Source organism: Phaeobacter sp. JH20_02, assembly GCF_048056915.1.
GTDB lineage: Bacteria > Pseudomonadota > Alphaproteobacteria > Rhodobacterales > Rhodobacteraceae > Phaeobacter > Phaeobacter bryozoorum.
In genome coordinates this window covers 912,058-934,812 of the sequence record NZ_JAYMVP010000022.1, presented here as the reverse complement: position 1 = coordinate 934,812, position 22,755 = coordinate 912,058, and the positions used below count along the sequence as shown (strand labels likewise).

General features: G+C 64.0%; 17 protein-coding genes and 1 tRNA gene. 8 read left to right on the top strand and 10 right to left on the bottom strand.

Features of this window, described 5'->3' with window-relative positions:
* Window positions 1-282 precede the first annotated feature (282 nt).
* Together ssb and VWY34_RS11240 are read left to right on the top strand one after the other, a co-directional pair.
* Window positions 283-810 (top strand): single-stranded DNA-binding protein, encoded by a 528-nt coding sequence (gene ssb, locus VWY34_RS11245; RefSeq protein WP_340545431.1) that lies wholly within the window; start codon window positions 283-285, stop codon window positions 808-810.
* 273 nt (window positions 811-1,083) lie between these two features.
* The gene (locus tag VWY34_RS11240) at window positions 1,084-3,306 is read left to right on the top strand and encodes a methyl-accepting chemotaxis protein (protein WP_416544322.1); all 2,223 of its coding nucleotides are present in this window, start codon (window positions 1,084-1,086) and stop codon (window positions 3,304-3,306) included.
* A gap of 143 nt (window positions 3,307-3,449) precedes the next feature.
* Here the strand turns inward: VWY34_RS11240 and aroB are convergent, their stop codons facing one another.
* A complete protein-coding gene (aroB, locus tag VWY34_RS11235; protein WP_416544386.1) occupies window positions 3,450-4,577 on the bottom strand; it encodes a 3-dehydroquinate synthase in 1,128 nt (375 codons plus the stop codon).
* Window positions 4,577-5,167, bottom strand: coding sequence for a shikimate kinase (locus VWY34_RS11230; RefSeq protein ID WP_340545429.1), 591 nt, complete (start codon window positions 5,165-5,167; stop codon window positions 4,577-4,579). The genes aroB and VWY34_RS11230 overlap by 1 nt, the downstream gene beginning before the upstream one ends.
* An 81-nt stretch (window positions 5,168-5,248) precedes the next feature.
* Between VWY34_RS11230 and VWY34_RS11225 the strand changes: the two genes are divergently transcribed.
* From VWY34_RS11225 to VWY34_RS11200, 6 genes are all read left to right on the top strand, one after another.
* Window positions 5,249-5,398 carry a hypothetical protein gene (locus tag VWY34_RS11225; protein ID WP_340545428.1) on the top strand — a complete coding sequence of 50 codons (150 nt, stop codon included), beginning with the start codon at window positions 5,249-5,251 and terminating at the stop codon, window positions 5,396-5,398.
* The gene (locus VWY34_RS11220; protein ID WP_416544320.1) at window positions 5,388-7,136 is read left to right on the top strand and encodes a hypothetical protein; all 1,749 of its coding nucleotides are present in this window, start codon (window positions 5,388-5,390) and stop codon (window positions 7,134-7,136) included. The genes VWY34_RS11225 and VWY34_RS11220 overlap by 11 nt, the downstream gene beginning before the upstream one ends.
* Window positions 7,137-7,160: 24 nt before the next feature.
* A complete protein-coding gene (locus VWY34_RS11215) occupies window positions 7,161-8,168 on the top strand; it encodes a site-specific tyrosine recombinase XerD (RefSeq protein ID WP_416544318.1) in 1,008 nt (335 codons plus the stop codon).
* A gap of 95 nt (window positions 8,169-8,263) precedes the next feature.
* Window positions 8,264-9,574, top strand: coding sequence for an HlyC/CorC family transporter (locus tag VWY34_RS11210; protein WP_340545425.1), 1,311 nt, complete (start codon window positions 8,264-8,266; stop codon window positions 9,572-9,574).
* Between the two features lie 188 nt (window positions 9,575-9,762).
* Complete coding sequence (locus VWY34_RS11205) at window positions 9,763-12,180, top strand: GcvT family protein (protein WP_416544316.1); 2,418 nt, start codon at window positions 9,763-9,765, stop codon at window positions 12,178-12,180.
* A 245-nt stretch (window positions 12,181-12,425) separates the two neighbouring features.
* Complete coding sequence (locus VWY34_RS11200) at window positions 12,426-13,088, top strand: nucleotidyltransferase family protein (RefSeq protein ID WP_416544314.1); 663 nt, start codon at window positions 12,426-12,428, stop codon at window positions 13,086-13,088.
* Between the two features lie 9 nt (window positions 13,089-13,097).
* Here the strand turns inward: VWY34_RS11200 and VWY34_RS11195 are convergent, their stop codons facing one another.
* The 8 genes from VWY34_RS11195 to VWY34_RS11160 all read right to left on the bottom strand — a co-directional run bounded on the left by VWY34_RS11195 (window position 13,098) and on the right by VWY34_RS11160 (window position 22,732).
* Entirely contained in the window at window positions 13,098-13,697 is a 600-nt protein-coding gene (locus VWY34_RS11195; RefSeq protein WP_416544312.1) for a Hint domain-containing protein, read from the bottom strand.
* Window positions 13,698-14,213: 516 nt separating this feature from the next.
* On the bottom strand, window positions 14,214-15,650 hold the full coding sequence (gene xylB, locus VWY34_RS11190) for a xylulokinase (protein ID WP_416544310.1): 1,437 nt from the start codon (window positions 15,648-15,650) through the stop codon (window positions 14,214-14,216).
* A gap of 39 nt (window positions 15,651-15,689) precedes the next feature.
* Window positions 15,690-16,994, bottom strand: a complete 1,305-nt coding sequence (xylA, locus tag VWY34_RS11185) for a xylose isomerase (protein ID WP_416544308.1) — start codon at window positions 16,992-16,994, stop codon at window positions 15,690-15,692.
* 2 nt (window positions 16,995-16,996) lie between these two features.
* The gene (locus VWY34_RS11180; protein ID WP_416544306.1) at window positions 16,997-18,061 is read right to left on the bottom strand and encodes a LacI family DNA-binding transcriptional regulator; all 1,065 of its coding nucleotides are present in this window, start codon (window positions 18,059-18,061) and stop codon (window positions 16,997-16,999) included.
* 195 nt (window positions 18,062-18,256) lie between these two features.
* Window positions 18,257-18,346, bottom strand: a tRNA-Ser gene (locus tag VWY34_RS11175).
* Window positions 18,347-18,438: 92 nt separating this feature from the next.
* Window positions 18,439-19,170, bottom strand: a complete 732-nt coding sequence (locus VWY34_RS11170; protein ID WP_416544304.1) for an alanyl-tRNA editing protein — start codon at window positions 19,168-19,170, stop codon at window positions 18,439-18,441.
* Window positions 19,167-21,701 (bottom strand): DUF3772 domain-containing protein, encoded by a 2,535-nt coding sequence (locus VWY34_RS11165; protein ID WP_416538682.1) that lies wholly within the window; start codon window positions 21,699-21,701, stop codon window positions 19,167-19,169. The genes VWY34_RS11170 and VWY34_RS11165 overlap by 4 nt, the downstream gene beginning before the upstream one ends.
* Complete coding sequence (locus tag VWY34_RS11160) at window positions 21,698-22,732, bottom strand: cysteine synthase A (protein ID WP_340545416.1); 1,035 nt, start codon at window positions 22,730-22,732, stop codon at window positions 21,698-21,700. The genes VWY34_RS11165 and VWY34_RS11160 overlap by 4 nt, the downstream gene beginning before the upstream one ends.
* Window positions 22,733-22,755 lie beyond the last annotated feature (23 nt).

The following is a 22,755-nucleotide window of genomic DNA, read 5'->3' as shown; positions in this document are numbered from 1 at the left end:
TTGACTAAAAAGAAAAGAACCTTCGCGTTTCCTGCGGCTGCGGCCGGTGATGCGGGCGCCTCTCGCGCAAAATATGAGGATGACCTCAGATATCGCGGCCAGCCGACTTTCATGTGGCGACCCGGAGCGGTAGTGTGGCCGCCAACCCGGCGCGACCAGATTCGGACCGGACAGATTTCATACCCCGACGGGGCCCGCCGAAACCGCTGAGCTGGAGGGGTAGACCACCCGGCTTTTGCTGATTTTCGCGACTCCGAACGACCAGACCAAGAGGACAGACCCATGGCAGGCTCAGTCAACAAAGTAATCCTGATCGGCAACCTCGGCCGTGATCCCGAAGTGCGCAGTTTCCAGAACGGCGGCAAGGTCTGCAACCTGCGGATCGCAACCTCCGAGACCTGGAAAGACCGCAACACCGGCGAGCGTCGTGAAAAAACCGAATGGCATTCGGTCGCGATCTTCTCCGAAGGTCTGGTGCGCGTGGCAGAACAATATCTGCGCAAAGGCTCCAAGGTCTATATCGAGGGCCAGCTGCAAACCCGCAAATGGCAGGACCAGAGCGGCCAGGACCGCTACTCGACAGAGGTGGTCTTGCAGGGCATCGGCGGCACGCTGACCATGCTTGATGGCCGCAACGAAGGCGGCCAGGGTGGTGGCAGCGGCTATGGTGGCGGTCAGGGCGGCGGCAGCTATGGCGGCGGCGGTGGCTACGACAGCGGCCCCAGCGGCGGCGGTCAGGGCGGCGGCTTCGGCGGCGGCAACCAGGGCGGCGCATCGCATAATATCGACGATGACGAGATCCCGTTCTAAAGGCGAATCACAGTCACGAACCGGCGCCAAAAGCCCGGTCGACTGGTGTTTTTCCTGCGCAGACCTCCATCGGTCTGCGCATTTTTTTTTGCAAAACCCTTAGTTCCCATAGCGATAGCGGCGGCGATTGATCCCAGCCAATAACCAGCAAAACAAGGCGATTTTGAATTCATCTTTTATCTAAAATCTCTATCGGGCGATAAAATACATATTCTATTAGCACCTCGAACCTACGGTTTTGCGGACCGATAACGTTAAGCCGGAGCGTAGAGTATGATCAGCCGACTGTTGCAGCGTATGTCCATCCGGGCAAAGATTATGACCCTCATCGGGTTGCCTCTCCTTATTATTATCGGGATATCCGGCGCGGTGCTGTACACGCTGAACAAACGGGCGAGTTTCGACACCACGCTGACCCGGGACATCATGCTGACCGCGAGCGAGCTGGTTCATAATCTACAGCTGGAGCGCGGCATGTCTGCGGAGTTCCTCGCCACCGAGGCGACCGCGCTCCCTGCCCGGCTGGAAACCCAGCGCCAGACATCGCAGGAGTTGCGCGAGCATATGCTGGAGGTGATCGAAACCGCCGATCTGTCACAGTTGCACGACAACACGCGTGTCTTCGTCAGTCTCGCCCATGACGAGCTGGAAGCCCTGGATGACATGCGCCTCAAGATCGCGGATCGGGCCATCAGCGCGCCGGAAGCGGTCGAATTCTACAGCAAACTGAACCTCCACCTGCTGGAAACCGCCCTTGCCTTTGAGGTGCTGGTCCACGACACCGAACTGGCCGAGCGTGCGATGGCCTTTACCTATTTTCAGATGGCCAAAGACGCCTATGGCATCCAGCGTGCGGTCGGTGCCCAGGGCTTCGCCAATGGCTGGACCGAAAACCTGCAATCACGGATGCTCATTTCCTATATGCAGTCAAAAGAACGCATGCGCGTTTTCCATGAGCTGTCCGACAGCGAAAGCGTCGAGCTTTTTGACGGGCAGGCCGCAGGCGAAACCTATCAGACCTTTGCGAATATCCGGTCGGATGTGCTCGCCGGTCGCACCCCTCAGGACCTGACCGCCGAGGAGTGGTTCGAGATCGCCACCAATGCGATTGAGATTGTCAAAGAGGTCGAAACCGAGATCCGCGATCAGCTGATGGCCGATTTCGAGGCTTTCGACAGGTTCAACAACAATGCCTTCTACCAGACGTTGGCTGGCCTCTCTTTTGTGATCGTGGCGATAAGCCTTGGCGCGCTGGTGATGGCCCGCGATATCGCAGGCGGGGTGCGGATGGTAACCACCGCGCTGGAGCGCATCAGCTCCGGTGAGCTGGAGATCGACATCTCCGGCAAATCGCGCAAGGACGAGATCGGCAATATCGCGCGACAGGCCGAAATCCTGCGCGGTCACGCCCTCGAAAAACGCGCGGCCGATGATCATCTGGACCGCGCGATGGCCGAACAGAAACTGGTCTCCGACGCCATCGCCGAAGCGCTGAGCCAACTCAGCAACAAGGTGCTGGTCTACCGTCTGAAAGACCATTTCCCCGAAGATTTCAAAAGCCTGCGCATGGATTTCAACGAACTGGCCGCCTCGCTACAGGATGCCATGAGCACCGTCCGCAGCGCCGCCCTGTCGGTTGGCGACGACAGCCAGACCATTGCCGCCAATATGGATGATCTGTCCCGGCGCACCGAATCGCAGGCCGCCGCGCTCGAACGCTCCACCCATGCCATGAACGAGATCACCACCAGCGTTGGCGAATCCGCCAGCAACGCCAAGGAGGCCGAGACCATTGCCGGCACCACTCAGGACAAGGTCAACGATTGCGAAGAGATCGTTCAGAAGACGGTGACCGCGATGGAGGAGATCCGCGCCTCCTCCGACGAGATTTCCCAGATCACCAAGGTGATTGAGGATATCGCCTTCCAGACCAACCTCCTGGCCCTCAATGCCGGTGTCGAGGCGGCGCGCGCCGGTGAGGCCGGTCGCGGATTCGCGGTGGTCGCCAGCGAGGTGCAGCGGCTGGCACAGCGCTGCTCCGATGCGGTGTCGCAGATCGACGAAATCACCGCCCGCAGCTCGGCGCAGGTCAATACCGGATCCAGCCTCGTCGGCTCTGCCGGCAGCGCCATGTCCGAGGTCAGCACCCAGGTGAGCGCGATTTCCGAACTGATCGTCTCGATTGCAAAGGGGCTGGAGACCCAGTCGACCCAGCTGAGCGAGGTGAACCACGCCGTCGGCGAGATGGAACAGATGACCCAGACCAATGCCGCCATGACCGAGGAGACCACCGCCTCGGCTACACAGCTGTTCCAGCAGGCACGCGAGCTGAACACGATGATCGGCGCCTTTCAGCTGGAAGGCACAGCAGCCCCCGCCTCAACGCAGGAGGAGCACAGCGACGCGGAGATGGCGGCGCAGATGGCCGCCGCCGCCGAGCATGACGCCGCAGATATCGAAGCTGGCGTTGACGACGACGAATCCTGGGTCGCCTGATCCTCAGGCCAGCCAGGCCAGATCCTCATCCGGCATATGACACAGCCCCCGCCATGGCAGGGGCTGTCGTCAGTTGAACGGCGTGCCGAGCAGCGCGCCGTCGCGTCGGGATCAGGTCTGGGCCAGCGCCGCCCCTCAGGCCGTCACCGCTGCGCCAGCGCCTCCCGCAGCACCTCCAGCACCGCCTCCGGCGGCACGTCCCCGGTGACAAAAGCATGGCCGATGCCGCGCGCCAGAATGAACCGCAGCTGGCCATCGACCACCTTCTTGTCCTGCCCCATCAGCGCCAGCAGCACCTCGGCATCCGGCAGGTCGCCGGGGATATCGGCGAGGTCGGTCTTCATCCCCATCGCCTTCAGATGCGCCCGCACCCGGCTGGGGTCTTCCTGGCTGCACAGGCCCAACCGCGCCGAGAGCTCAAACGCCAGCGCGCAGCCGATCGCCACCCCTTCGCCATGCAGCAGCCGGTCACCATATCCGGTGGCCGCCTCCAGCGCATGACAGAAGGTATGGCCAAGATTAAGCAGCGCGCGGTCGCCCTGTTCGGTCTCGTCACGCACCACGATATCGGCCTTCATCTGCACCGAGCGGGTCACCGCCTCCACCCGTGCCGCGCGCGCACCGGCCGCCAATGTCGGCCCCTGCGCCTCCAGCCAGTCGAAAAACGCCGCATCCCCCAGCAGCCCGTATTTGACCACCTCGCCATAGCCGGCCAGAAAATCGCGCGGCGTCAGCGTGCTCAGCAGCGCGGTATCCGCCAGCACCAGCGAGGGCTGATGAAAGGCCCCGATCAGGTTCTTGCCCTGCGGCGCATTGATGCCGGTCTTGCCGCCGACGGAGCTGTCGACCTGCGCCAGCAGCGACGTCGGGATCTGCACAAACCGCACCCCGCGGCGCAACACAGCCGCCGCAAACCCGGCCAGATCGCCGATGACGCCGCCACCAAAGGCGATGACGATGTCATTGCGCTCGACCTTCTGCTCCAGCAGCCATTCCACAGCGCGGCTGAACTGCGGCCAGCCCTTGGTGCTTTCTCCGGGGGGCAGCGCCAGCGCCGCCATCTCGATCCCCGCCTCCGCCAGCCCGGCCTGCAAGGCCTCCAGATGATGGGCAGCCACCGTCTCATCGGTCAGCACCGCCACTTTCGGACGGCGCAGCAATGGTTGCAGCCGCGCGCCCACATCCGCAAGAAGATCCGGCCCGATCACCACGTCATAGGCCCGCTCGCCCAGGTCGACATGCACAACCCGTTCCAAGCTGAACTGCACCATCATATCCACTCCAGCACGTCCGGGCGGGCGCGCAGCGCCTCGATCACCCGGTTCACCATTTCATCTATCGACGCCTGCCCGTCCGACACCACGGTCAGATCCGCCTGCGCATAATAAGGCACCCGTTCATGATAGAGCGCCGACAGCGTCGCATGGGGATCCTTGGTGCGCAGCAGGGGCCGCGTGTCGCGGTGTTTGACCCGGTTCCACAGCACCTCAAGATCCGCATTCAGCCAGATCGCAACCCCGCGTTCGGAGATGATCCTGCGGTTTTCCTCGGCCAGGAACGCACCACCGCCGGTGGACAGCACGCCACGCTCCTCATCCAGAAGACGCCGGATGACCTGGCGCTCCTTCTGCCGAAAGAACGGCTCGCCATCGCGGGCAAAGATTTCGGGAATGGTGCGGTTGGCCGCGGCCTCGATTTCGTGATCGCTGTCCAGAAACGGGGCCTTCAGACGGGCAGCAAGGGCCCGGCCCACGGCCGTCTTCCCTGCCCCCATCATCCCCACCATGACGATGGTCTTCTTCAGCGCTCCGGGCACCCGGCGGTCACCCGCGCCACTGAGTGTTTGCTCTTTTTCGCTCATTCTTCAGTGAATGACGTGATATTGCTAAAAAGGCCATATATAACTTGCACAAAAGCCAAAGAAGCAGTCAGCGGGACACCCATGGGGCGATTGATCAAATACCTACTTTATTTAGTTATACTGGCAGCGATCGGATTGGTGATCTATGCCTATGTCGGGCCGTGGTTCGGGGCGGATTTCGACGCCCCCACCTCCGAGGTCCGCAAACCGGTGGTTCTGAATGCCGACTAGAAAACGGCGCGGTGAGTCGGCCCCTGCGCGCTCTCCCTCGGGCAGAGAATGCGAGGCCGCCCCCGCCCTGATCACCCAGCGACTGGCGCAGATCGCGTCTCTGACCCGCCCCCTGACGCTGAGCCTCGGGGTGGCGGTCGGCGTTGGCCTTGCCGCTTCGGCCCCGGCACAATCGCCCGCGACCACGCGCCCCCCCGCACCCGCTGCCACGCCCCCATCAACCACGCCCCCCGCGGCCAAGACGCCGCGACCGGGCAGCCGGGCCGCAAAACCGGATGATCCGCTCGCCGCCATCGACTGGCTGGCCACGCCGGCGCCGGATGCAGGGCTGCCCGGCACCGTTCTGCTGGAACCACCCGTCGCCGGGTCTGCCCAACGCCCCGAGGTCACCGTGACGCCGCTCGCCAGCCTTGTTGCGCCCGTCGGCCTTGTCAAACCCGCCTCCACCGGACTGCCTGTCGACCTGTGGCGCGGCAGCAGCGCCGAGGAGCTGGCCACCCTGCTGGCCGCCGTGCCTGTGCGCAACTCCCCGGCGATGCAGTCGCTGATGTTCACCCTGCTGCTGTCGGAAACCCGCCCGCCTGCCGAGGGCGGCGAGACGCTGCTGCTGGCGCGGCTGGACCGGCTGATGGATCTTGGCGCCCCGGACCCGGCGCAGGCCCTCGCCGAACAGGCAGGCCCCACCCGCAGCACCGCCCGGTTCAAGCGCTGGTTCGACGCCACCCTGCTGACCGGTGACGAGCAGACCGCCTGCCGTGCCCTGCAGGAACAGCCGCATCTGGCGCCCGATTACGCCGCCCGCATCTTCTGCGCCGCCCGGCTCGGCGACTGGCCGACCGCCGCGCTGCTGCTGGAGGCCGCCCATGCGCTTGAACTGGTCGACAGCCGCCAGCTCGACCTTCTGGACCGCTTCCTCAACCCCGATGTGTTCGAGGATGCCGCCCCCCTGCGAGCACCCAAATCGCCGGATCCGCTGACCTTCCGCCTGTATGAAACCATCGGAGAACGCCGCCCGACCGCCAATCTGCCCCGCGCGTTTGCAGCGGCAGATCTGCGCGATATCGCCGGCTGGAAGGCGCAGCTGGAAGCGGCTGAACGGCTGACCCGCATCGGCGCGCTGAACCCCAATCATCTGCTGGGGCTCTACTCCGAACGCGCCCCCGCCGCGTCCGGCGGCATCTGGGACCGGGTTGCGGCGCTGCAACGCTTTGAAACCGCACTCGAAACCGGCAGCGCCGAGGCCGTCAGCAAGACCCTGCCAAAGGTCTGGCAGGCCATGCGCACCGCTGAGATCGAAACCGCCTTTGCCGATCTTTTTGCCGACCGGCTGGCGCGGATCCCGCTGGAGGGCAGCGCCGCACAGCTGGCCTGGCGCATCCGCCTGCTGGCCCCGACCTATGAAACCGCCTCCCACAGCCTGCCGGATCTGAAGGGCCACGCCGCCTTTGTCGCGGCGGTGGCGCAGGGCGTGCCGACGGCCGAGCTGGCACATAGCGGTCTTGAGCAGGCGATCGCCGCCGCCTTTGCCCCCGAAAGTGCTGCCCCCCGCAAACTTCAGCGCCTGCTGGACAATGGCCAGCTCGGCGAATCGATCCTGCGCGCGATGCAGCTCTTTGCCCAGGGCGCCGAGGGCAATCTCGGCGATCTCACCGATGCGCTGGCAACCTTCCGCGCCGTCGGACTGGAGGATACCGCCCGCCGCGCCGCCTTGCAGCTGCTGCTGCTGAACCGTCGCTAGGCCCGCCGCCATGGCCCCTCCCCGATGAGCAGCCCCGCCAATGCCCCACAGGATGATCTGCAATGGATCTCCACCTTTCTGGATGCGCAGGCCGCCGATCTCGGTGCAGCGCGCAACACCTTGCTGGCCTATGGCCGCGATCTGAAGGATGTCGCCAGCTGGCTTGCCCATAAAAACCTCGGTTTTGGCAGGGCCTCCCGCGATGATATCGAGGCCTATCTGATCTCCTGCGACGCCGAAGGGCTGGCCCGCGCCACCCGCGCCCGCCGCCTCTCCGCGATCAAGCAGATCTACCGCTTTGCCTTTGACGAAGGCTGGCGCAGCGACAATCCCGCGATCCAGATCAAGGGGCCGGGACGCCAGAAGGCGCTGCCCAAGACCCTTGAGGTGATCGAGGTCGACCGGCTGCTCTATGCCGCCCGCCAGTCCGGCCGCAGCACCGCCGACCGGCTGCGCAACACCTGCCTGATGGAGCTGCTCTATGCCACCGGCATGCGGGTGAGCGAGCTGGTTGGCCTGCCGGTGGCGGCTGCGCGGGGCGATCCGCGCATGTTGCTGGTGCTGGGCAAGGGCGGCAAGGAACGCATGGTGCCGCTGTCGCCGCCGGCCCGCGATGCGCTGGCGGCCTGGCTTACCGCGCGCGACACCGCTGAGGAGGCCGCCGTTGCCAAAGGGGCCGCCCCCTCGCGTTTCCTGTTCCCGTCGCGTGGCAAATCCGGCCATCTGACCCGGCATCGGTTCTATCTGCTGATCAAGGAATTTGCCGTCGCCGGGGGCATCGCGCCCGAAGCGGTGTCGCCCCATACCCTCCGCCACGCCTTTGCCACGCATCTTCTGACCAATGGCGCCGATCTGCGGGCGATCCAGGCACTGCTTGGCCATGCCGATATTGCCACCACCGAGATCTACACCCATGTGCTGGACGCCCGGCTGAGCGAGCTGGTGCTGGACCATCACCCGCTGGCCCGCCCTGCCGGGGCTGCCGATCACCCCGCCCCACCGGGTAAAACCGACCTGTCGGGAACAGAATAGCTCCCGCACGGCGCGAGCGCGCCACCTCCCCCCTTGCGACAGGGCGGTCGGCACCCCATAACCATGGGGATCACAACATTTCTTTCGGGACTCTTATGGACAGCACCACGACCTTTGTCGATTCCACCTTCTGGACCACCGCCGGCGCAATTGTCTTCCTGCTGGTTCTGTCAGGGTTTTTCTCTGGCTCCGAGACCGCATTGACAGCCTCTTCGCGGGGCAAGCTGCGTTCGCAGGCCGACAAGGGCTCCAACGGCGCCAAACGTGCACTGGCGATCACCGAAGACAGCGAACGGCTGATCGGCTCGATCCTCTTGGGCAACAACCTGGTGAATATCCTCGCCACCTCGCTGGCCACCGCGCTGTTCACCCGCGCCTTGGGCGAAAGCGGTGTCGCGCTGGCCACCCTGGTCATGACCCTTCTGGTGCTGATCTTTGCCGAGGTCCTGCCCAAGACCTACGCCATCTCCAATGCCGAGAAAGCCGCCGCCGCCGTTGCCCCTCCGATTGGCATATTGGTCACGCTGCTGGCCCCCGTGGTGGGGGCCGTCCGCCTTCTGGTGCGCGGTGTGCTGCGTCTGTTTGGCGTACGCATCGACCCCAACAGCCACATCATGGCCGTCCGCGAGGAAATCGCCGGCGCCCTGCACCTTGGCCACTCCGAAGGTGTGGTCGAAAAGGAAGACCGAGACCGGATCCTTGGCGCCCTTGATCTCTCCGACCGCTTTGTCGAGGAAATCATGCTGCACCGCTCCAATATCGAGATGATCGACGCCAGCCTTGAGCCACAGAAGATCCTCGAACAATGTCTGACCTCACCGCACACCCGCCTGCCGGTGTTCAAGGACGAGCCGGAGAACATCATAGGCGTGCTCCATGCCAAGGATCTTCTGCGGGAGATGTACGCCCAGATCGGCGGCCCCGACGGCGATGCCGCCTCGCTGCGCAACTTCAATATCACCAGCGTGACCAAACCGCCCTATTTCGTCCCGGAAACCACCACACTGGATGAACAGATGCGCCAGTTCCTGCGCGCCCGCACCCATTTTGCGCTGGTGGTCGATGAATACGGCACCCTACAGGGCCTGATCACCCTGGAAGACATCCTTGAGGAAATCGTCGGCGAGATCACCGATGAATTCGACCCGGATGAGGAAACCGTGGTGAAGAAAACCAGCGACGGCAACTACCTGGTCGATGGCGCCACCACCATTCGCGATCTCAACCGCGCAACCGACTGGTCGCTGCCCGATGACGAGGCCAACACCATCGCCGGTCTGGTCATTCATGAAGCACAGACAATCCCCGTCGTGGGGCAGGTCTTTTCCTTCCATAATTTCCGCTTTGAGGTCACCGCGCGCGACGGCAACCGCGTGACGGAGCTGAAAATCCGCCCGCTGCAATAACGCAACCGCGCCCCCGCATTATCAGGCCGCCGCCCCACCGGGTGGCGGCTTTTTTTGATGCAGCGCACAACGGCTGACGCCCGGTTCGTCCTTGCAGCGCTCAATCCCGACGGCAGATGTCGCGTTTTTGCTGGACTACTAAACACATCTGTCCAGAATAACCGCAAACAGCCAGTGGGGGATGCAAGATGAAGACGACAACACGGGTAGCGGTGATCGGTGGCGGCGTTGTGGGGTGCTCGGTGCTCTATCACCTGACCAAGCTCGGCTGGTCCGATGTCCTCCTGCTGGAACGCTCGGAGCTGACCTCAGGCTCCACCTGGCACGCGGCTGGCGGCTTCCATACGCTGAACGGCGACACCAACATGGCGGCGCTGCAGGGCTACACCATCAAGCTCTACAAGGAGCTGGAGGAGATCACCGGCATGTCCTGCGGGTTGCACCATGTCGGCGGCGTCACCCTCGCGGACAACCAGGAACGCTTCGACATGCTGAAGGCGGAGCGCGCCAAGCACCGGTTCATGGGGCTGGAAACCGAGATCATCTCTCCCGAGGAGATCAAGAAAATCGCCCCGGTCACCAATATCGACGGCATCATCGGCGGTTTGTATGACCCGCTCGATGGCCACCTCGACCCCTCCGGCACCACCCACGCCTATGCCCGCGCCGCGCGCATGGGCGGCGCCACGATTGAAACCCACTGCAAGGTGATCGAGACCAGCCAGCGCCCCGATGGCAGCTGGGATGTGGTCACAGACAAGGGCACAGTGCACGCCGAACATATCGTCAACGCCGGCGGCCTCTGGGCGCGCGAGGTGGGCGCCATGGCCGGCATCTACATGCCCCTGCACCCGATGGAGCATCAATATATCGTCACCGACGAGGTGCCGGAGATCGCCGAAATCATCAACGCAGGGGGCGAGCATCCCCATGTGATGGACCCGGCCGGCGAAAGCTACCTCCGTCAGGAAGGCCGCGGCCTCTGCATCGGCTTCTATGAACAGCCCTGCAAACCCTGGGCCGTCGATGGCACGCCATGGGACTTCGGCCATGAACTGCTGCCCGATGATTTCGACAAGATCGAGGACAGCATCGCCTTCGCCTACAAACGCTTCCCGGCGCTCGAACGCGCAGGCGTCAAATCGGTGATCCACGGCCCCTTCACCTTTGCCCCCGACGGTAACCCGCTGGTCGGCCCGGTGCCGGGGATGCGCAACTACTGGTCAGCCTGCGCCGTCATGGCCGGCTTTAGCCAGGGCGGCGGCGTCGGGTTGATGCTGGCGCAATGGATGGTTGAAGGCGAATGCGAGCGCGATACCTTTGCAATGGACTGCGCCCGCTTCGGCGGCTGGATCACTCCGGGCTATACTCGGCCCAAAGTCATTGAAAACTATCAGAAACGATTCTCCATCGCCTACCCGAACGAGGAGCTGCCTGCGGCCCGCCCGTTCCGCACCACCCCGATGTATGACATCTTCGATGGCATGGGCGCGGTCTGGGGTGCCCAATACGGGCTGGAGGTGCCGAACTACTTCGCCACTGGCGACGAGCCGCGCTATGAAACCCCCTCCTTCCGCCGCTCCAACGCGTTTGAGGCCACTGCACGCGAAGTCAAAGCCGTGCGCGAAAACGTCGGCATCAACGAGGTCCACAATTTCGGCAAATATCGGGTCAAAGGCGCCGGCGCCCGCGCCTGGCTCGACCGCATCATGGCCGGCCGGTTGCCACAGCCGGGCCGCCTGTCGCTGACCCCGATGCTGTCGCCCAAGGGTCGCCTGATCGGTGATTTCACCATCTCCTGCCTCTCCGAGGACGAGTTCCAGCTCACCGCCTCTTACGGCGCGCAGGCCTACCATATGCGCTGGTTCCTGCAGAACCTGGACGCGGGCGTTCAGCTGGAAAACATCTCCGACACCCGCACAGGCTTCCAGATCGCAGGCCCCCGCGCGCGCGCGGTCCTGCAAGCCTGCACAAGGCAAGACATCTCGGACATGCGCTTCATGGATGTGCGCCGCCTGAACTTGGGCATGGCCGACTGCATCGTGCAGCGGGTCAGCTATACCGGGGATCTGGGCTATGAAATCTACTGCGACCTGCCCAGCCAGCGTGCCCTGTGGGATGCGCTGTGGAATGCTGGCCAGCCCCACGGCATGAAGCCCTTCGGCATGCGGGCGATGATGTCGCTCAGGCTCGACAGGTTCTTCGGCTCTTGGCTGCGCGAATTCTCCCCCGATTACACGGCGGCGGAAACCGGCCTCGACCGCTTTATCTCCTTCAAGAAACCCGTTGATTTCATTGGCCGCGCCGCGGCTGAGGCGGGACGCGACACACCGCCAGCCCGCCGACTCTGCGCCTTTGAGGTGGAGGCTGACGACGCAGATGTGACCGCCTATGAGCCGATCTGGCTGGACGGCGCAGTTGTGGGCTTCTGCACCTCCGGCGGCTACTCCCACCACGCGCAGAAATCCATCGCACTCGGCTTTGTCCCCACCGACCGCGCTGAAGAGGGTCTGGCGGTCGAGATCGAGATCCTGGGCAAGATGCACAAGGCCCGAATGATCACCAGGCCGCTGTTTGATGCCGACGGTGCCCGGATGCGCGGCTGACAGCAGCAGGCGGGTCAATATTTCTGACCCGTCTCCCCCAGTGTTGCCATGTCAGCGCGCGCCGGGCCGCCGCTTTCGCGCAACAGATGGGTCCTGCCCCGGCCCCAATGTTTCGCACGCGAAACATTACGTCAGCCTCACTGACCTGCCCTGTCACTTTTGCTGGACCCCTCTCCTCTTCTGGCCCTAAATATCCCCGCCGGAGGCTTCCGACAGCGCGGCACCACGCCAGGGAGGCGACAGATATGACCGCCATCGCCATTCTGATCCTCGCTGCCGGCAGCGCCTCGCGGATGCGCGGGCGTGACAAACTGCTGGAGGAGATCGACGGAACACCGCTTCTGGCCCGGATCTGCGGGGCTGCCCTTGGCACCGGGCAGGACACCTATGTCACCTTGCCAGCCGCACCCCACCCAAGAGCCCAGCTGCTCAGCCGCGCCTGCCCCGCTGCAACAGCGCTCTTTGTGCCGGACGCGCAGGAGGGCATGGCCGCCTCCATTCGCTCAGGCATCGCAGGTCTGACCAAGAGCTACGAGGCGGTGATGATCCTGCCTGCCGATATGCCGGAGGTGACGCAAGCCGATCTGGCGCAGGTCGCGGGCAGCGCTATGGCGCTGCCAGACCGGATCCTGCGCGCGACCGGGACAGCAACCGGTGCAGCCACAGGCTCAATCACCGGGGCGCAGGAGCGGTTTGGACATCCGGTGGTCTTTCCCCGCCGGTATTTCGCCGCGCTCGGCCAGCTCAGCGGCGATCAGGGCGCCCGCGCGGTTCTAAAGGCTGCACAGGATCAGGGAGAGACCATTCACCCGGTGCCGCTGCCCGAGGCCCATGCGCTCACCGATCTGGACACGCCCGAGGCGTGGACGGCCTGGCGCCGCGCGCGAACGACATTCAAAAGCGATTAGGCCACAGGGCTAGTGGATGAACCACTGCGCCCCCGCCTTGCACCCCGGCCGTCGGCGTGACGGCTGCGCAGGGGGCGCACCGGGCACCGGCGGCCGTGTCTGCAACTCGGGAAACAGCATCAGCACCTCATCGCGCTGGGCGCGATCCAACCCGCGCTGGGACTGGTCGGCAGGCTGAAAACACTCGATCCACGCCCCGTCGGCACAGACCACCTGATGGTCCTCACAGACAAAATGCAGGTAATCGATGCTGGTGGTCTCTACCGCATCGACCCCGGACAATCCGGTCAGATGTTTGGCCGCGACCAGTATCTCGCGATTCTCGAAATAAAACGCGGTCTTGTCATTGCCGATCAGCACCCGATGGCTCGGGCTGAGCAGCAAATCGCGCTCCGGCATCCCATTGCCAAGCGACCCTGCCGCGATCAGCACCGGTTGCAGATGTGCCGCCGCCTGCAGGGCGCTGCGATCCAGCCTCCGCCGCCCGATCCAGCGAATGGGCTGCAGACCGTTGTCGCGGGTCATCACCCGATCGCCAACGCTCAGATCCTCGACAGCACAGCTCCCCTGAGGGGTCGCAACAGTTGTTCCGGGCGTAAAGCAAGGCACGTCATGATCTCCGTCCAAAAGCCCGACCACCCCGGTCGCACAGCCGTGCAACCGGTCCCTAGCCTGCCTTGGTATTGCAAAGGGGCGCCACACCTCGGGGTACAGCTTTGAAGAGAGCGCCACTCATCCTGTGGCAGCATGGGATTACCCTACGCGGGCAAATCTGCCTAAAAAAGAACAAAATCTTAATCAGCGTGCATCCGCCGGCCCGACCGACCGATGATCCCCTCCCCAGAAGCCGGGGATTGTTTCCGGTCTGACCGCCGTCACCGGGCGATCCCGCAGAAACTGCCGTCACCGCCGCGAAACAACCGCCGTTTGTCGCCATCCTGCAAACAATGGCAGATCATCAGAGCGCACAGCCGCCCTCTGTCAGATCCATCACGCGAACCGCTGGGCGCAGGGGTTGTCCCATGGCGCGCAACAATGGGGAGAATTTTAGACAACTTGTCGCCACCACGGGCTGATTTACGATTCGCCCGGCCCCGTGACGCCGCCTGAGGCGCCGACCAGCGCTCAGATCATGTCGCTGACCCGCTGGCGAAAGGTTGCATAGGCTGCGTCAAAACCATCGCGCAGGGCAGCATCGGGGGTGACCGTGCGCGCGATCTGCGGCGCGGTCAGAACCTCGGCGGGATCCGCACCTGTCACCGCCAGCCGGGCCAGTCGCGCCGCACCAAGCGCGGCGCCGAACTCGCCCCCCTGCGGGAGATGCAGCGGCAGGTCCAGCACCGTGGCCAGCAGCTTGACCCAATAGGGTGATCTGCTGCCGCCGCCGATGACCAGACAGCTGTCCAGCTCAGCGCCGGTGCTGCGCAGCGCCGCCAGACAGTCGCGCAGCCCGTAGCAGACACCCTCCATCACCGCGCGGGCCATATCCTCGGGCGTGGTCGCGACCGACAGCCCCTGAAACCCACCGCGCAGGCTTGCCGAGTTATGCGGCGTGCGCTCCCCGGAGAGATAGGGAAGGAATGTCACCTCGCCGGGGGGGCGCAGCTGATCGCCAAGACCTGCTGTCAGATCCGCAGGGCTGCGTCCGGTGATCCGTCCCAGCCAGTTCAGGCAATCGGTGGCCGAGAGCATCACCCCCATCTGATACCAGCGCTCCGGGATCGCGTGACAGAAGGTATGCACCGCCGTTGCCGGATCCGGGTGGAACCCGTCGCGCGCGGTCAGCACCACACCGGAGGTGCCAAGCGAGACAAACCCCTGCCCCGGTGCCATCACCCCGGTGCCACAGGCCGCAGCGGCATTGTCGCCTGCGCCACCGGCCACGGTCACGTCTTTGCCAAATCCCCAGCGCGCGGCCAGTTCGGGACGCAGGATACCACCAGGCTCGCAGCCTTCGACCAGATCCGGCATTTGATCACGCCGCATGCGACCCGCGCGCAGCAGGGGCTCCGACCAGTCCCGCGCCCCCACATCCAGCCAGGAGGTGCCTGCGCTGTCGGACATGTCGGCCACATGGCGCCCGGTCAGATGCAGGTTCAGATAGGCCGCAGGCAGCAGGACCTTGGCCGTATTGGCAAAAATCTCCGGCTCGTGGCGCTGCACCCACAAAAGTTTCGGCGCGGTGAACCCCGGAAAGACGATATTGCCGCTCAGATCGCGGACCTTCGCCGTCGCGTCCAGCTCAGCCGCCTCAGCGGCGGAACGGGTGTCGTTCCACAGGATGCAGGGCCGCAGCACCTGATCGGCGCCGTCCAGCAGCACCGCACCGTGCATATGCCCTGCCACGGCAATGCCGCATATCTGACCATAGCCGGGGGTATCCCGCAGCTGGTCCATCGCGCGATCCAGCGCGGTGATCCAGTCGCCGGGATCCTGTTCCGACCAGCCGGGATGGGGGGTCTGCACGCAATACTGCGCCTCAGCCGAGGCGACGGGCCTGCCCGCCGCACCGGTCATCAGCGCACGCAGTCCCGATGTGCCAAGATCAATGCCAAGATACATATCTGTGCCCTCTCCCCATTACGCCATGGTTCCGCCGCCTCAGACGAAACGGTTGACCAGCGCCTCCAGCTGTTCCTGACGGCCAGAGACCGGCTGCGGATCAAGCGCCCTGGCCTCGGCCTGATCGGCGATGGCCTCCAGCGTTGCGCCCTCGGCCAGATAGGCCTGCGCCTCGGCAGTGGTCCAACCGGCGTAACGGTCGCGGCGCTTGGCCTCAAGGCTATCACTTTCCAGCAAGGCAGCGGCGGCGCGTAGTCCCCGCGCGCAGACGTCCATGGCCCCCACATGGGCCGCGATCAGATCCTCGGCATCCAGCGACTGACGGCGCAGCTTGGCATCGAAATTGGTGCCGCCGCTGGTAAAGCCACCGCCGCGCAGAATTTCATAATAGGCCAGCGCCACCTCCGGCACGTTGTTGGGGAACTGATCGGTGTCCCAGCCGGACTGGTAGTCGTTGCGGTTCATGTCGATGGAGCCAAAGATCCCCAGCGCATTGGCCATGGCGATCTCATGTTCAAAGCTGTGACCGGCGAGGATGGCGTGACCCTGTTCAATGTTCACCTTCACCTCCTCCTCAAGACCAAAGCGTTTGAGGAAGCCGTAAACGGTGGCAACGTCATAGTCATATTGATGTTTGGTCGGCTCCTGCGGCTTTGGCTCGATCAGGATCGCGCCTTTGAAGCCGATCTTGTGTTTGTAGTCGACCACCATCGACAGGAAGCGGCCCATCTGCTCCAGCTCCCGCGACAGATCGGTGTTGAGCAGGGTTTCATAGCCCTCGCGTCCGCCCCAAAGGACATAGTTCTCGCCGTTCAGACGATGGGTCAGATCCATGCAGGCGCGCACGGTGGAGGCGCAATAGGCAAAGACATCCGGGTCGGGGTTGGTGCTGGCACCGGCCATATAGCGGCGGTTGGAGAACATATTGGCCGTCCCCCACAGAAGTTTCGGGCCACCATCTGCCATTTTCTGTTCCAGCAGATCGCCCATCTGGTTCAGGCGTTTGTGGCTTTCGGCGAGGCTTGCGCCTTCTGGCCGGATATCGTGGTCGTGGAAACAGTAGTATGGCACGCCGAGGATGCGGAACATGTCAAAGGCGGCCTCTGCCTTCATGCGCGCCAGATCCATGGTATCGGCGGGGAACCACGGCCGATCAAAGGTCTGCCCGCCAAAGGGGTCGTTCCCCTCCCAAACAAAGTTGTGCCAGTAGCAGACGGCAAAGCGCAGGTGGTCTTCCATCCGTTTGCCCATGATCATTTCATCGGGGTTGTAGTGGCGATAGGCCAGCCCGTCGCCATCTGGATTGTAGGTGATTGCTGCGATGTCGTCGAAATAGCCAGCCATGGTCAGGCCCTCTCTTCTGGCCCGACCGCAGGCTGCGGGGGCATGTTGTGTTTGAAATGGACGGCGGGAATGATCTGCGCGGTCAGCGGGTCGAACGGCAGCCCGTCGCTGAGCGCGACAAGGGCCGCAAGGGCGGCGGTGATTTCCTGCGCCGGTTTCTGGTCGATCACCGCATCAATAAGGCCCTGCGCCACGGCATCGCGGGTCGCGGCGCAGAGTTCGTGGCTGATCACCACCGGAGGGTGCGGCCGTTCCGTCGCCGACAGGGCCGCGACCAGCCCCGGAATGCCGGCACCCAGATTGTAGACCCCGGTAATGTCGGGGTTTGCATCAAGCGCGCGGCGCAGCGCCTGTTCCAGCACATCGGGGTCGTCGCCTGTCTCCAGCGGTGGCAGCACCGGCAGACCGGGCGAGACCACATCGCAGAACCCGGCGTAGCGGTCGGCATGATCGCGGGCGCTGAGACTGCCGGTGATGGGAAGGATCCGGCCCCGCCCTTCGGAGGCCGCTCCGCGATGGGCCAGCACCATCAGGTCGCCTGCGGTGCGACCTGCGGTCCGGTTGTCGATCCCCACATAGGCATCCCGCGTGGTTTCCGGGCTGTCGGCGACCAGTGTGACCACGGCAACACCCCTGGCCCGCAGGCTGGTCAGCGCGGCCTCAACCTGCGGATCCTCCACCGCCACAAGGCAGAGACCGTCGTAATCCTCGGCGGCGCAGTTTTCGATCGCCCGCACCAGCGCCGCCGCATCAAAGGCAGGCACATGGGTGATGGTGATCTGCTGGCGCGCCTGCGCGCGGCGGGTCTGTTCGCTTTTGAGATGCTCATGCAGCCGGGCAAAGAAGCCCTCGCCCGCCATCGGCAGCAGAAAGGCAAACCGGTAGCGGCGACGGCGTGACAGATTGGCGGCGGTGATATCGCGCTGATAGCCCAGCTCGGCAATGGCGGCGCGCACCCGGTCCTGCGATTTTTTCGCCACCCCGCCGCGATTGTTCAGCACCCGGTCCGCCGTGGCGTAGCTGACCCCGGCCGCGGCAGCGACATCATGTAGGGTTGGTTTTCCCATCCTTGCAGCCCATCTGTTTCCGGCAGTTTTGACAGACGTATATCATTTTCTGATAGACGTCTATCATTTTGTCGATCAAGCCGCGGTCGCCACGATCTGACAGGTGGCTGATGGATCACGGGGGCAAGGTCTGAAACGCAAAAAGCCACCACATGCTGTGGCGGCTGTCATAAAACCATCTTGGTCTAGATGTTATGGCGGAGAGACAGGGATTCGAACCCTGGAGACGGTTCCCCGCCTACACACTTTCCAGGCGTGCGCCTTCGACCACTCGGCCACCTCTCCGTTGGGCGGACTTTTGACGGATCACGGAAGCAATTGCAAGAGCGAAAACAGGAAAAAATTCACTCTTGCAGAAACTTATTTGCAGCCCGCGCTCAAGCCCCCAGATGCAGGTAGACACGGCGGTTCTGCTTGCCCTTTTTTTCAACCTTTCCAAGGCGGATAGGACCAATTTCAGCGGTGCTGCGTACATGGGTGCCGCCGCAGGGTTGCAGGTCGATCTGCTCCTGCGTCGTGCCGATCCGCACCAGCCGAATGCGGCCATTGCCACGGGGCGGCGCCACCGACATGGTTTTCACCAGATCGGGGTTTGCATCCAGCTCCTCCTCGGTGATCCAGCGCTCGCTGACCTCCAGATCGCGGCTGATGAGGGCGTTGAGCGCATCCTCCAGCGCCTGTTTGTCCTCCGGCGCCTCGGGCATGTTGAAATCAAGCCGCCCCTTGTCGGCGCCGATGGAACCGCCGGAGACCGGCAGGGGAATCACCACCGAGAGGAGATGCAGCGCGGTATGGATGCGCATATGGCCAAGGCGGCGGTCCCAGTCGAGGGTCTGCGTCACCTCCTGCCCGACGCTGGGCAGCGGCTGGTCAGGTTCCGGCAGCAGGACAATGGCGCCCGCCTCCCCCTTTACCGTATTAGTGATCGTCAGGCGGTGCGCCCCTGCCCCATCGGACCAGCTGAGATGACCGGTATCGCCCGGTTGCCCGCCCCCGGTTGCGTAAAAGACGGATTGGTTCAGCACCAGCCCGCCTTCGGTTGTGTGGTCAATGATCTGCGCCGGGGCCTGTTGTGCATAGGCATCCGTCAGGAACAATTGCTCGGTCATCGATCGCCGTCTCCGTCTTCATCGCCGCTGTCGGCTGCATCGTCCCGGTTGGAGAGGTCCTCCAGATCCGGGGTTTCGGGGCGTTTGCTGGCGGGCGCCGCTGCCGCAGCCGGTGATGGCCGGGCCGCGCTGTCCTGAACAGATCCGGGGCCAGAGTCGGGGCCAGAGTCGGGCGCAGCTTCAGGCGCCGCGGCCGCCGCCGCCGCCCCGGCCAGCGCCTCGGGGTTGCGGATCCAGATATCGCGCTGGGCGAAGGGGATCTCGATCCCGGCCTCGTCGAAGCGGCGGGCGATGTCGTAGTTCATGTCGGATTTCACCGACAGGACCCAGTTCACATCGCGCAGGATCGCGCGGATCTCAAAGTTGAGACTGTCCGCCCCAAAGCCCTGAAACACCACCGATGGCGGCGGGTTCATCAACACCATCGGATGTGCCTTGGCGACCTCAATCAGGATGGCCTCGACCTTGCGCGGGTCGGTGCCGTAGCTGACCCCGACAGGCACGATCACCCGGCCCACGGTATTGCCGCGGGTGTAATTGGTGACGGTGCCGGTGATCAGGTCCGAATTCGGAACAATCACATCGGTGCGGTCGAAGGTCTCGATCCGGGTGGAGCGCACGGAGATATCGCGCACATAGCCCATCAGGCCGCCAACCTCGATCCAGTCGCCCTTGGACACCGGGCGCTCGACCAGAAGGATGATGCCGGAGACAAAGTTCGACACGATGGTTTGCAGACCAAAGCCGATGCCCACAGAGAGCGCACCGGCGACAATGGCGAGCGACGACAGATCCAGACCGGCCATCGAAATCGCCACCAGAGCGGCCAGAAAAATCCCGACATAGCCCATGCCGGAGACGATGGCATTCTGGCCGCCGACATCAATGCGGGTCTTGGGCAGCAGCGCGTTGCGCAGGCTGCCCTGCACCAGCCGGGTCAGACCGTAGCCGACGGCAAAGATGGTCACAAAGGTCAGAAAGGCGGTGGGCGAAATACGGGTGTCGCCAATCTGGAAGCCCTCGAGGAAGTTCGACCACAGCTCCGTCAGATCCGCAACGCGCGCGCCCCAGATCAGCGCCAGCATCGGCAGCGCCACCAGCGCCAGTGCAAAGCCGATCAGCGCCGTGAAGAGCGAGTCGCGGGCGGCGCTACCCTTGCCGGTGACAAAGCCGTAGAGATCGGCAAAGAACCGTTGCAGGACAAACAGGCCCGCCAGCATCGCCAGCGTCAGCATGGCCGGGTAGATCACCGCCTCGGCCGCGTTGAGATAGCCGACCGCAGCCAGCAGCGGCCCGGCAAAGCCGAGAAGGTAGATCGCCCGGCGCACCACCGCGATGATGCGATTGGCCCCGGCGGCGATGGCGCCTTCCTCGGGCTCCTCCTCGCTCTGTGCCTGACGCTGCTTGGCCCCGATGCGGTGCAGACGCAGCAGGATCAGCGCAGCACAGCTGATCAGCGGAAAGGCATAGACCGCGGAACTGCTGTCCGGGATGTTCTGGATCCGCTCGATGGTGGCAAAGACATCCTGCAGCACCAGGATCACCGCCATCATGTCGATCAGAAAGCGGGTCTCGGCCTGATTGCCCTCCTGTACGGGCAGCAGATCATTCTCGATCTGATTGGTATAGAGCTGCTCGCCCAGCCAGTGGAACGACAGCATGATAAAGGCCCAGGCCGGCACGGATTCGAGGAAGATGCTGCCGCGCACCCCAAGAATGCCCGAAAGATCGACCGCTGCGACCAGAAAGATAACACCGATCAGCGGCAGCAGCACCTGTAGCAGCGAGACGACAAAGGTCCAGACGCCGGTGCCCCGCGCGCCGTAGCGCCGCAGGTAATCACCCGCCAGATGCGCCCATGGGCGCCCGCGCAGGATCAGCAGCATACCGATCAGCACCAGCACAAGAATGCCCACCAGATCGCCGCTGATGCGTTCGCTGGTGGTGTCATTGCGCAGCTGCGACAGGGTTTCATTGCCCACGGCGCGGCTGGCGTGGACCAGATCCCGCAGCGCGCCGGGCCAATGTTCGGGGTTGAGCGGCGAGGTGCCGCGTTCAAACAGTCGTTTGGTCAGCCGTTCGCGGACAATCTTGTCGATCTCGTTGATCAGGCCGTCGGCGCGGCTGTAGGCCTCTTCGGCGACGATGCGCGGCACCCGCAGCTCATTGAGCTGCTGGGTCAGCGCGTCGCGCAGCTGGGCGATGTCTTCGGGCTCTTCCTCGCCCTCGCCCGGTGGGGCGCCAAGCGCGTCCAGCTGGCCCTGAAGGGTCTGGATACGCTCGCCGTTTTCCCCACGCTTGGTCTGGAAGGTCTGCCGGAATTCGGCCAGCTCGCTGCGCAGCTGTTCCAAGGCGATATTGGAGGCGCGGCTGGCATCAATGACGTTTTCGGCCCTGTTCGCGGTGCGCAGCCAATCCTCGTAATAGGATTTCGAACGCGCATCGAGCTGGGCCAGAGCGGGAAAGGCCAGGCTGATCAGAAGAACCAGCCCGGCCAGACATTTCACAAAACCACGCATGAGGGCGATCATACGTCCTCGAACACGCCGGGGATAGAGGCCGGGGTGTGAGTCATCCAATCCGGCACCGGCAGGTTCTTTTCACGCAGGAAGTCGGGGTTGAACAGTTTCGACTGGTAGCGCGTCCCGTAGTCACAGAGCACGGTGACGATGGTTTTGCCCGGTCCCATGTCCTTGGCCATGCGCACGGCACCGGCGATATTGATCGCCGAGGAGCCGCCCAGCACCAGACCCTCTTCGTGCAGGAGGTCGAAGACATAGGGCAGCGCGTCGCGATCCTCGATCTGGTAGCAGAAATCCGGTTTGAACCCTTCAAGGTTCTTGGTGATGCGCACCTGGCCGATGCCTTCTGCGATGGAGCCGCCTTCGGTCACGATTTCACCGGTGGTGTAGTAGGAATAAAGCGCCGCGCCCATCGGATCGGCAAGGCCGATTTTCACGCCCTTGGGCTGGAGCACATCGGCCACACCTGCCAGCGTGCCGCCAGAACCGACCGCGCAGACAAAGCCGTCCACCTTGCCGTCGGTCTGCTCCCAGATCTCGGGTGCGGTGGTTTCGATATGGGCCTGCCGGTTGGCGACATTGTCGAACTGATTGGCCCAGATCGCGCCATTGGGTTCGGTCTTGGCCAGTTCCTTGGCCAGACGTTCCGAATAGCGGACAAAGTTGTTGGGATTGCGATAAGGCGCTGCGGGGACCTGCACCAGCTGGGCGCCGGCCAGTCGCAACATGTCCTTTTTCTCTTCGGACTGGGTTTCGGGGATCACGATCACCGTTTTGAAGCCCATCGACGCGCCAACCAGCGCCAGGCCGATCCCGGTGTTACCGGCAGTGCCCTCGACGATGGTGCCGCCCGGCTTCAGATCACCGCGCGCGATGGCGTCCTTGATGATATAGAGTGCGGCGCGGTCCTTGACCGACTGGCCGGGGTTCATGAACTCGGCCTTTCCCAGAATCTCACATCCGGTTTCATCGCTGACGCGGTTCAGGCGGATCAGAGGCGTGTGGCCGATCGCGTCGGCCAGATCATGTGCAATGCGCATGGTATCCCTTTCGATCATTCCAG

Excerpts from the sequence above, each read along its gene's own strand:
- ssb (WP_340545431.1), top strand. The coding sequence starts at position 283 with ATGGCAGGCTCAGTCAACAAAGTAATCCTGATCGGCAACCTCGGCCGT.
- VWY34_RS11240 (WP_416544322.1), top strand. The coding sequence starts at position 1,084 with ATGATCAGCCGACTGTTGCAGCGTATGTCCATCCGGGCAAAGATTATG.
- aroB (WP_416544386.1), bottom strand. The coding sequence starts at position 4,577 with ATGGTGCAGTTCAGCTTGGAACGGGTTGTGCATGTCGACCTGGGCGAG.
- VWY34_RS11230 (WP_340545429.1), bottom strand. The coding sequence starts at position 5,167 with ATGAGCGAAAAAGAGCAAACACTCAGTGGCGCGGGTGACCGCCGGGTG.
- VWY34_RS11225 (WP_340545428.1), top strand. The coding sequence starts at position 5,249 with ATGGGGCGATTGATCAAATACCTACTTTATTTAGTTATACTGGCAGCG.
- VWY34_RS11220 (WP_416544320.1), top strand. The coding sequence starts at position 5,388 with ATGCCGACTAGAAAACGGCGCGGTGAGTCGGCCCCTGCGCGCTCTCCC.
- VWY34_RS11215 (WP_416544318.1), top strand. The coding sequence starts at position 7,161 with ATGAGCAGCCCCGCCAATGCCCCACAGGATGATCTGCAATGGATCTCC.
- VWY34_RS11210 (WP_340545425.1), top strand. The coding sequence starts at position 8,264 with ATGGACAGCACCACGACCTTTGTCGATTCCACCTTCTGGACCACCGCC.
- VWY34_RS11205 (WP_416544316.1), top strand. The coding sequence starts at position 9,763 with ATGAAGACGACAACACGGGTAGCGGTGATCGGTGGCGGCGTTGTGGGG.
- VWY34_RS11200 (WP_416544314.1), top strand. The coding sequence starts at position 12,426 with ATGACCGCCATCGCCATTCTGATCCTCGCTGCCGGCAGCGCCTCGCGG.
- xylB (WP_416544310.1), bottom strand. The coding sequence starts at position 15,650 with ATGTATCTTGGCATTGATCTTGGCACATCGGGACTGCGTGCGCTGATG.
- xylA (WP_416544308.1), bottom strand. The coding sequence starts at position 16,994 with ATGGCTGGCTATTTCGACGACATCGCAGCAATCACCTACAATCCAGAT.
- VWY34_RS11180 (WP_416544306.1), bottom strand. The coding sequence starts at position 18,061 with ATGGGAAAACCAACCCTACATGATGTCGCTGCCGCGGCCGGGGTCAGC.
- VWY34_RS11170 (WP_416544304.1), bottom strand. The coding sequence starts at position 19,170 with ATGACCGAGCAATTGTTCCTGACGGATGCCTATGCACAACAGGCCCCG.
- VWY34_RS11165 (WP_416538682.1), bottom strand. The coding sequence starts at position 21,701 with ATGATCGCCCTCATGCGTGGTTTTGTGAAATGTCTGGCCGGGCTGGTT.
- VWY34_RS11160 (WP_340545416.1), bottom strand. The coding sequence starts at position 22,732 with ATGCGCATTGCACATGATCTGGCCGACGCGATCGGCCACACGCCTCTG.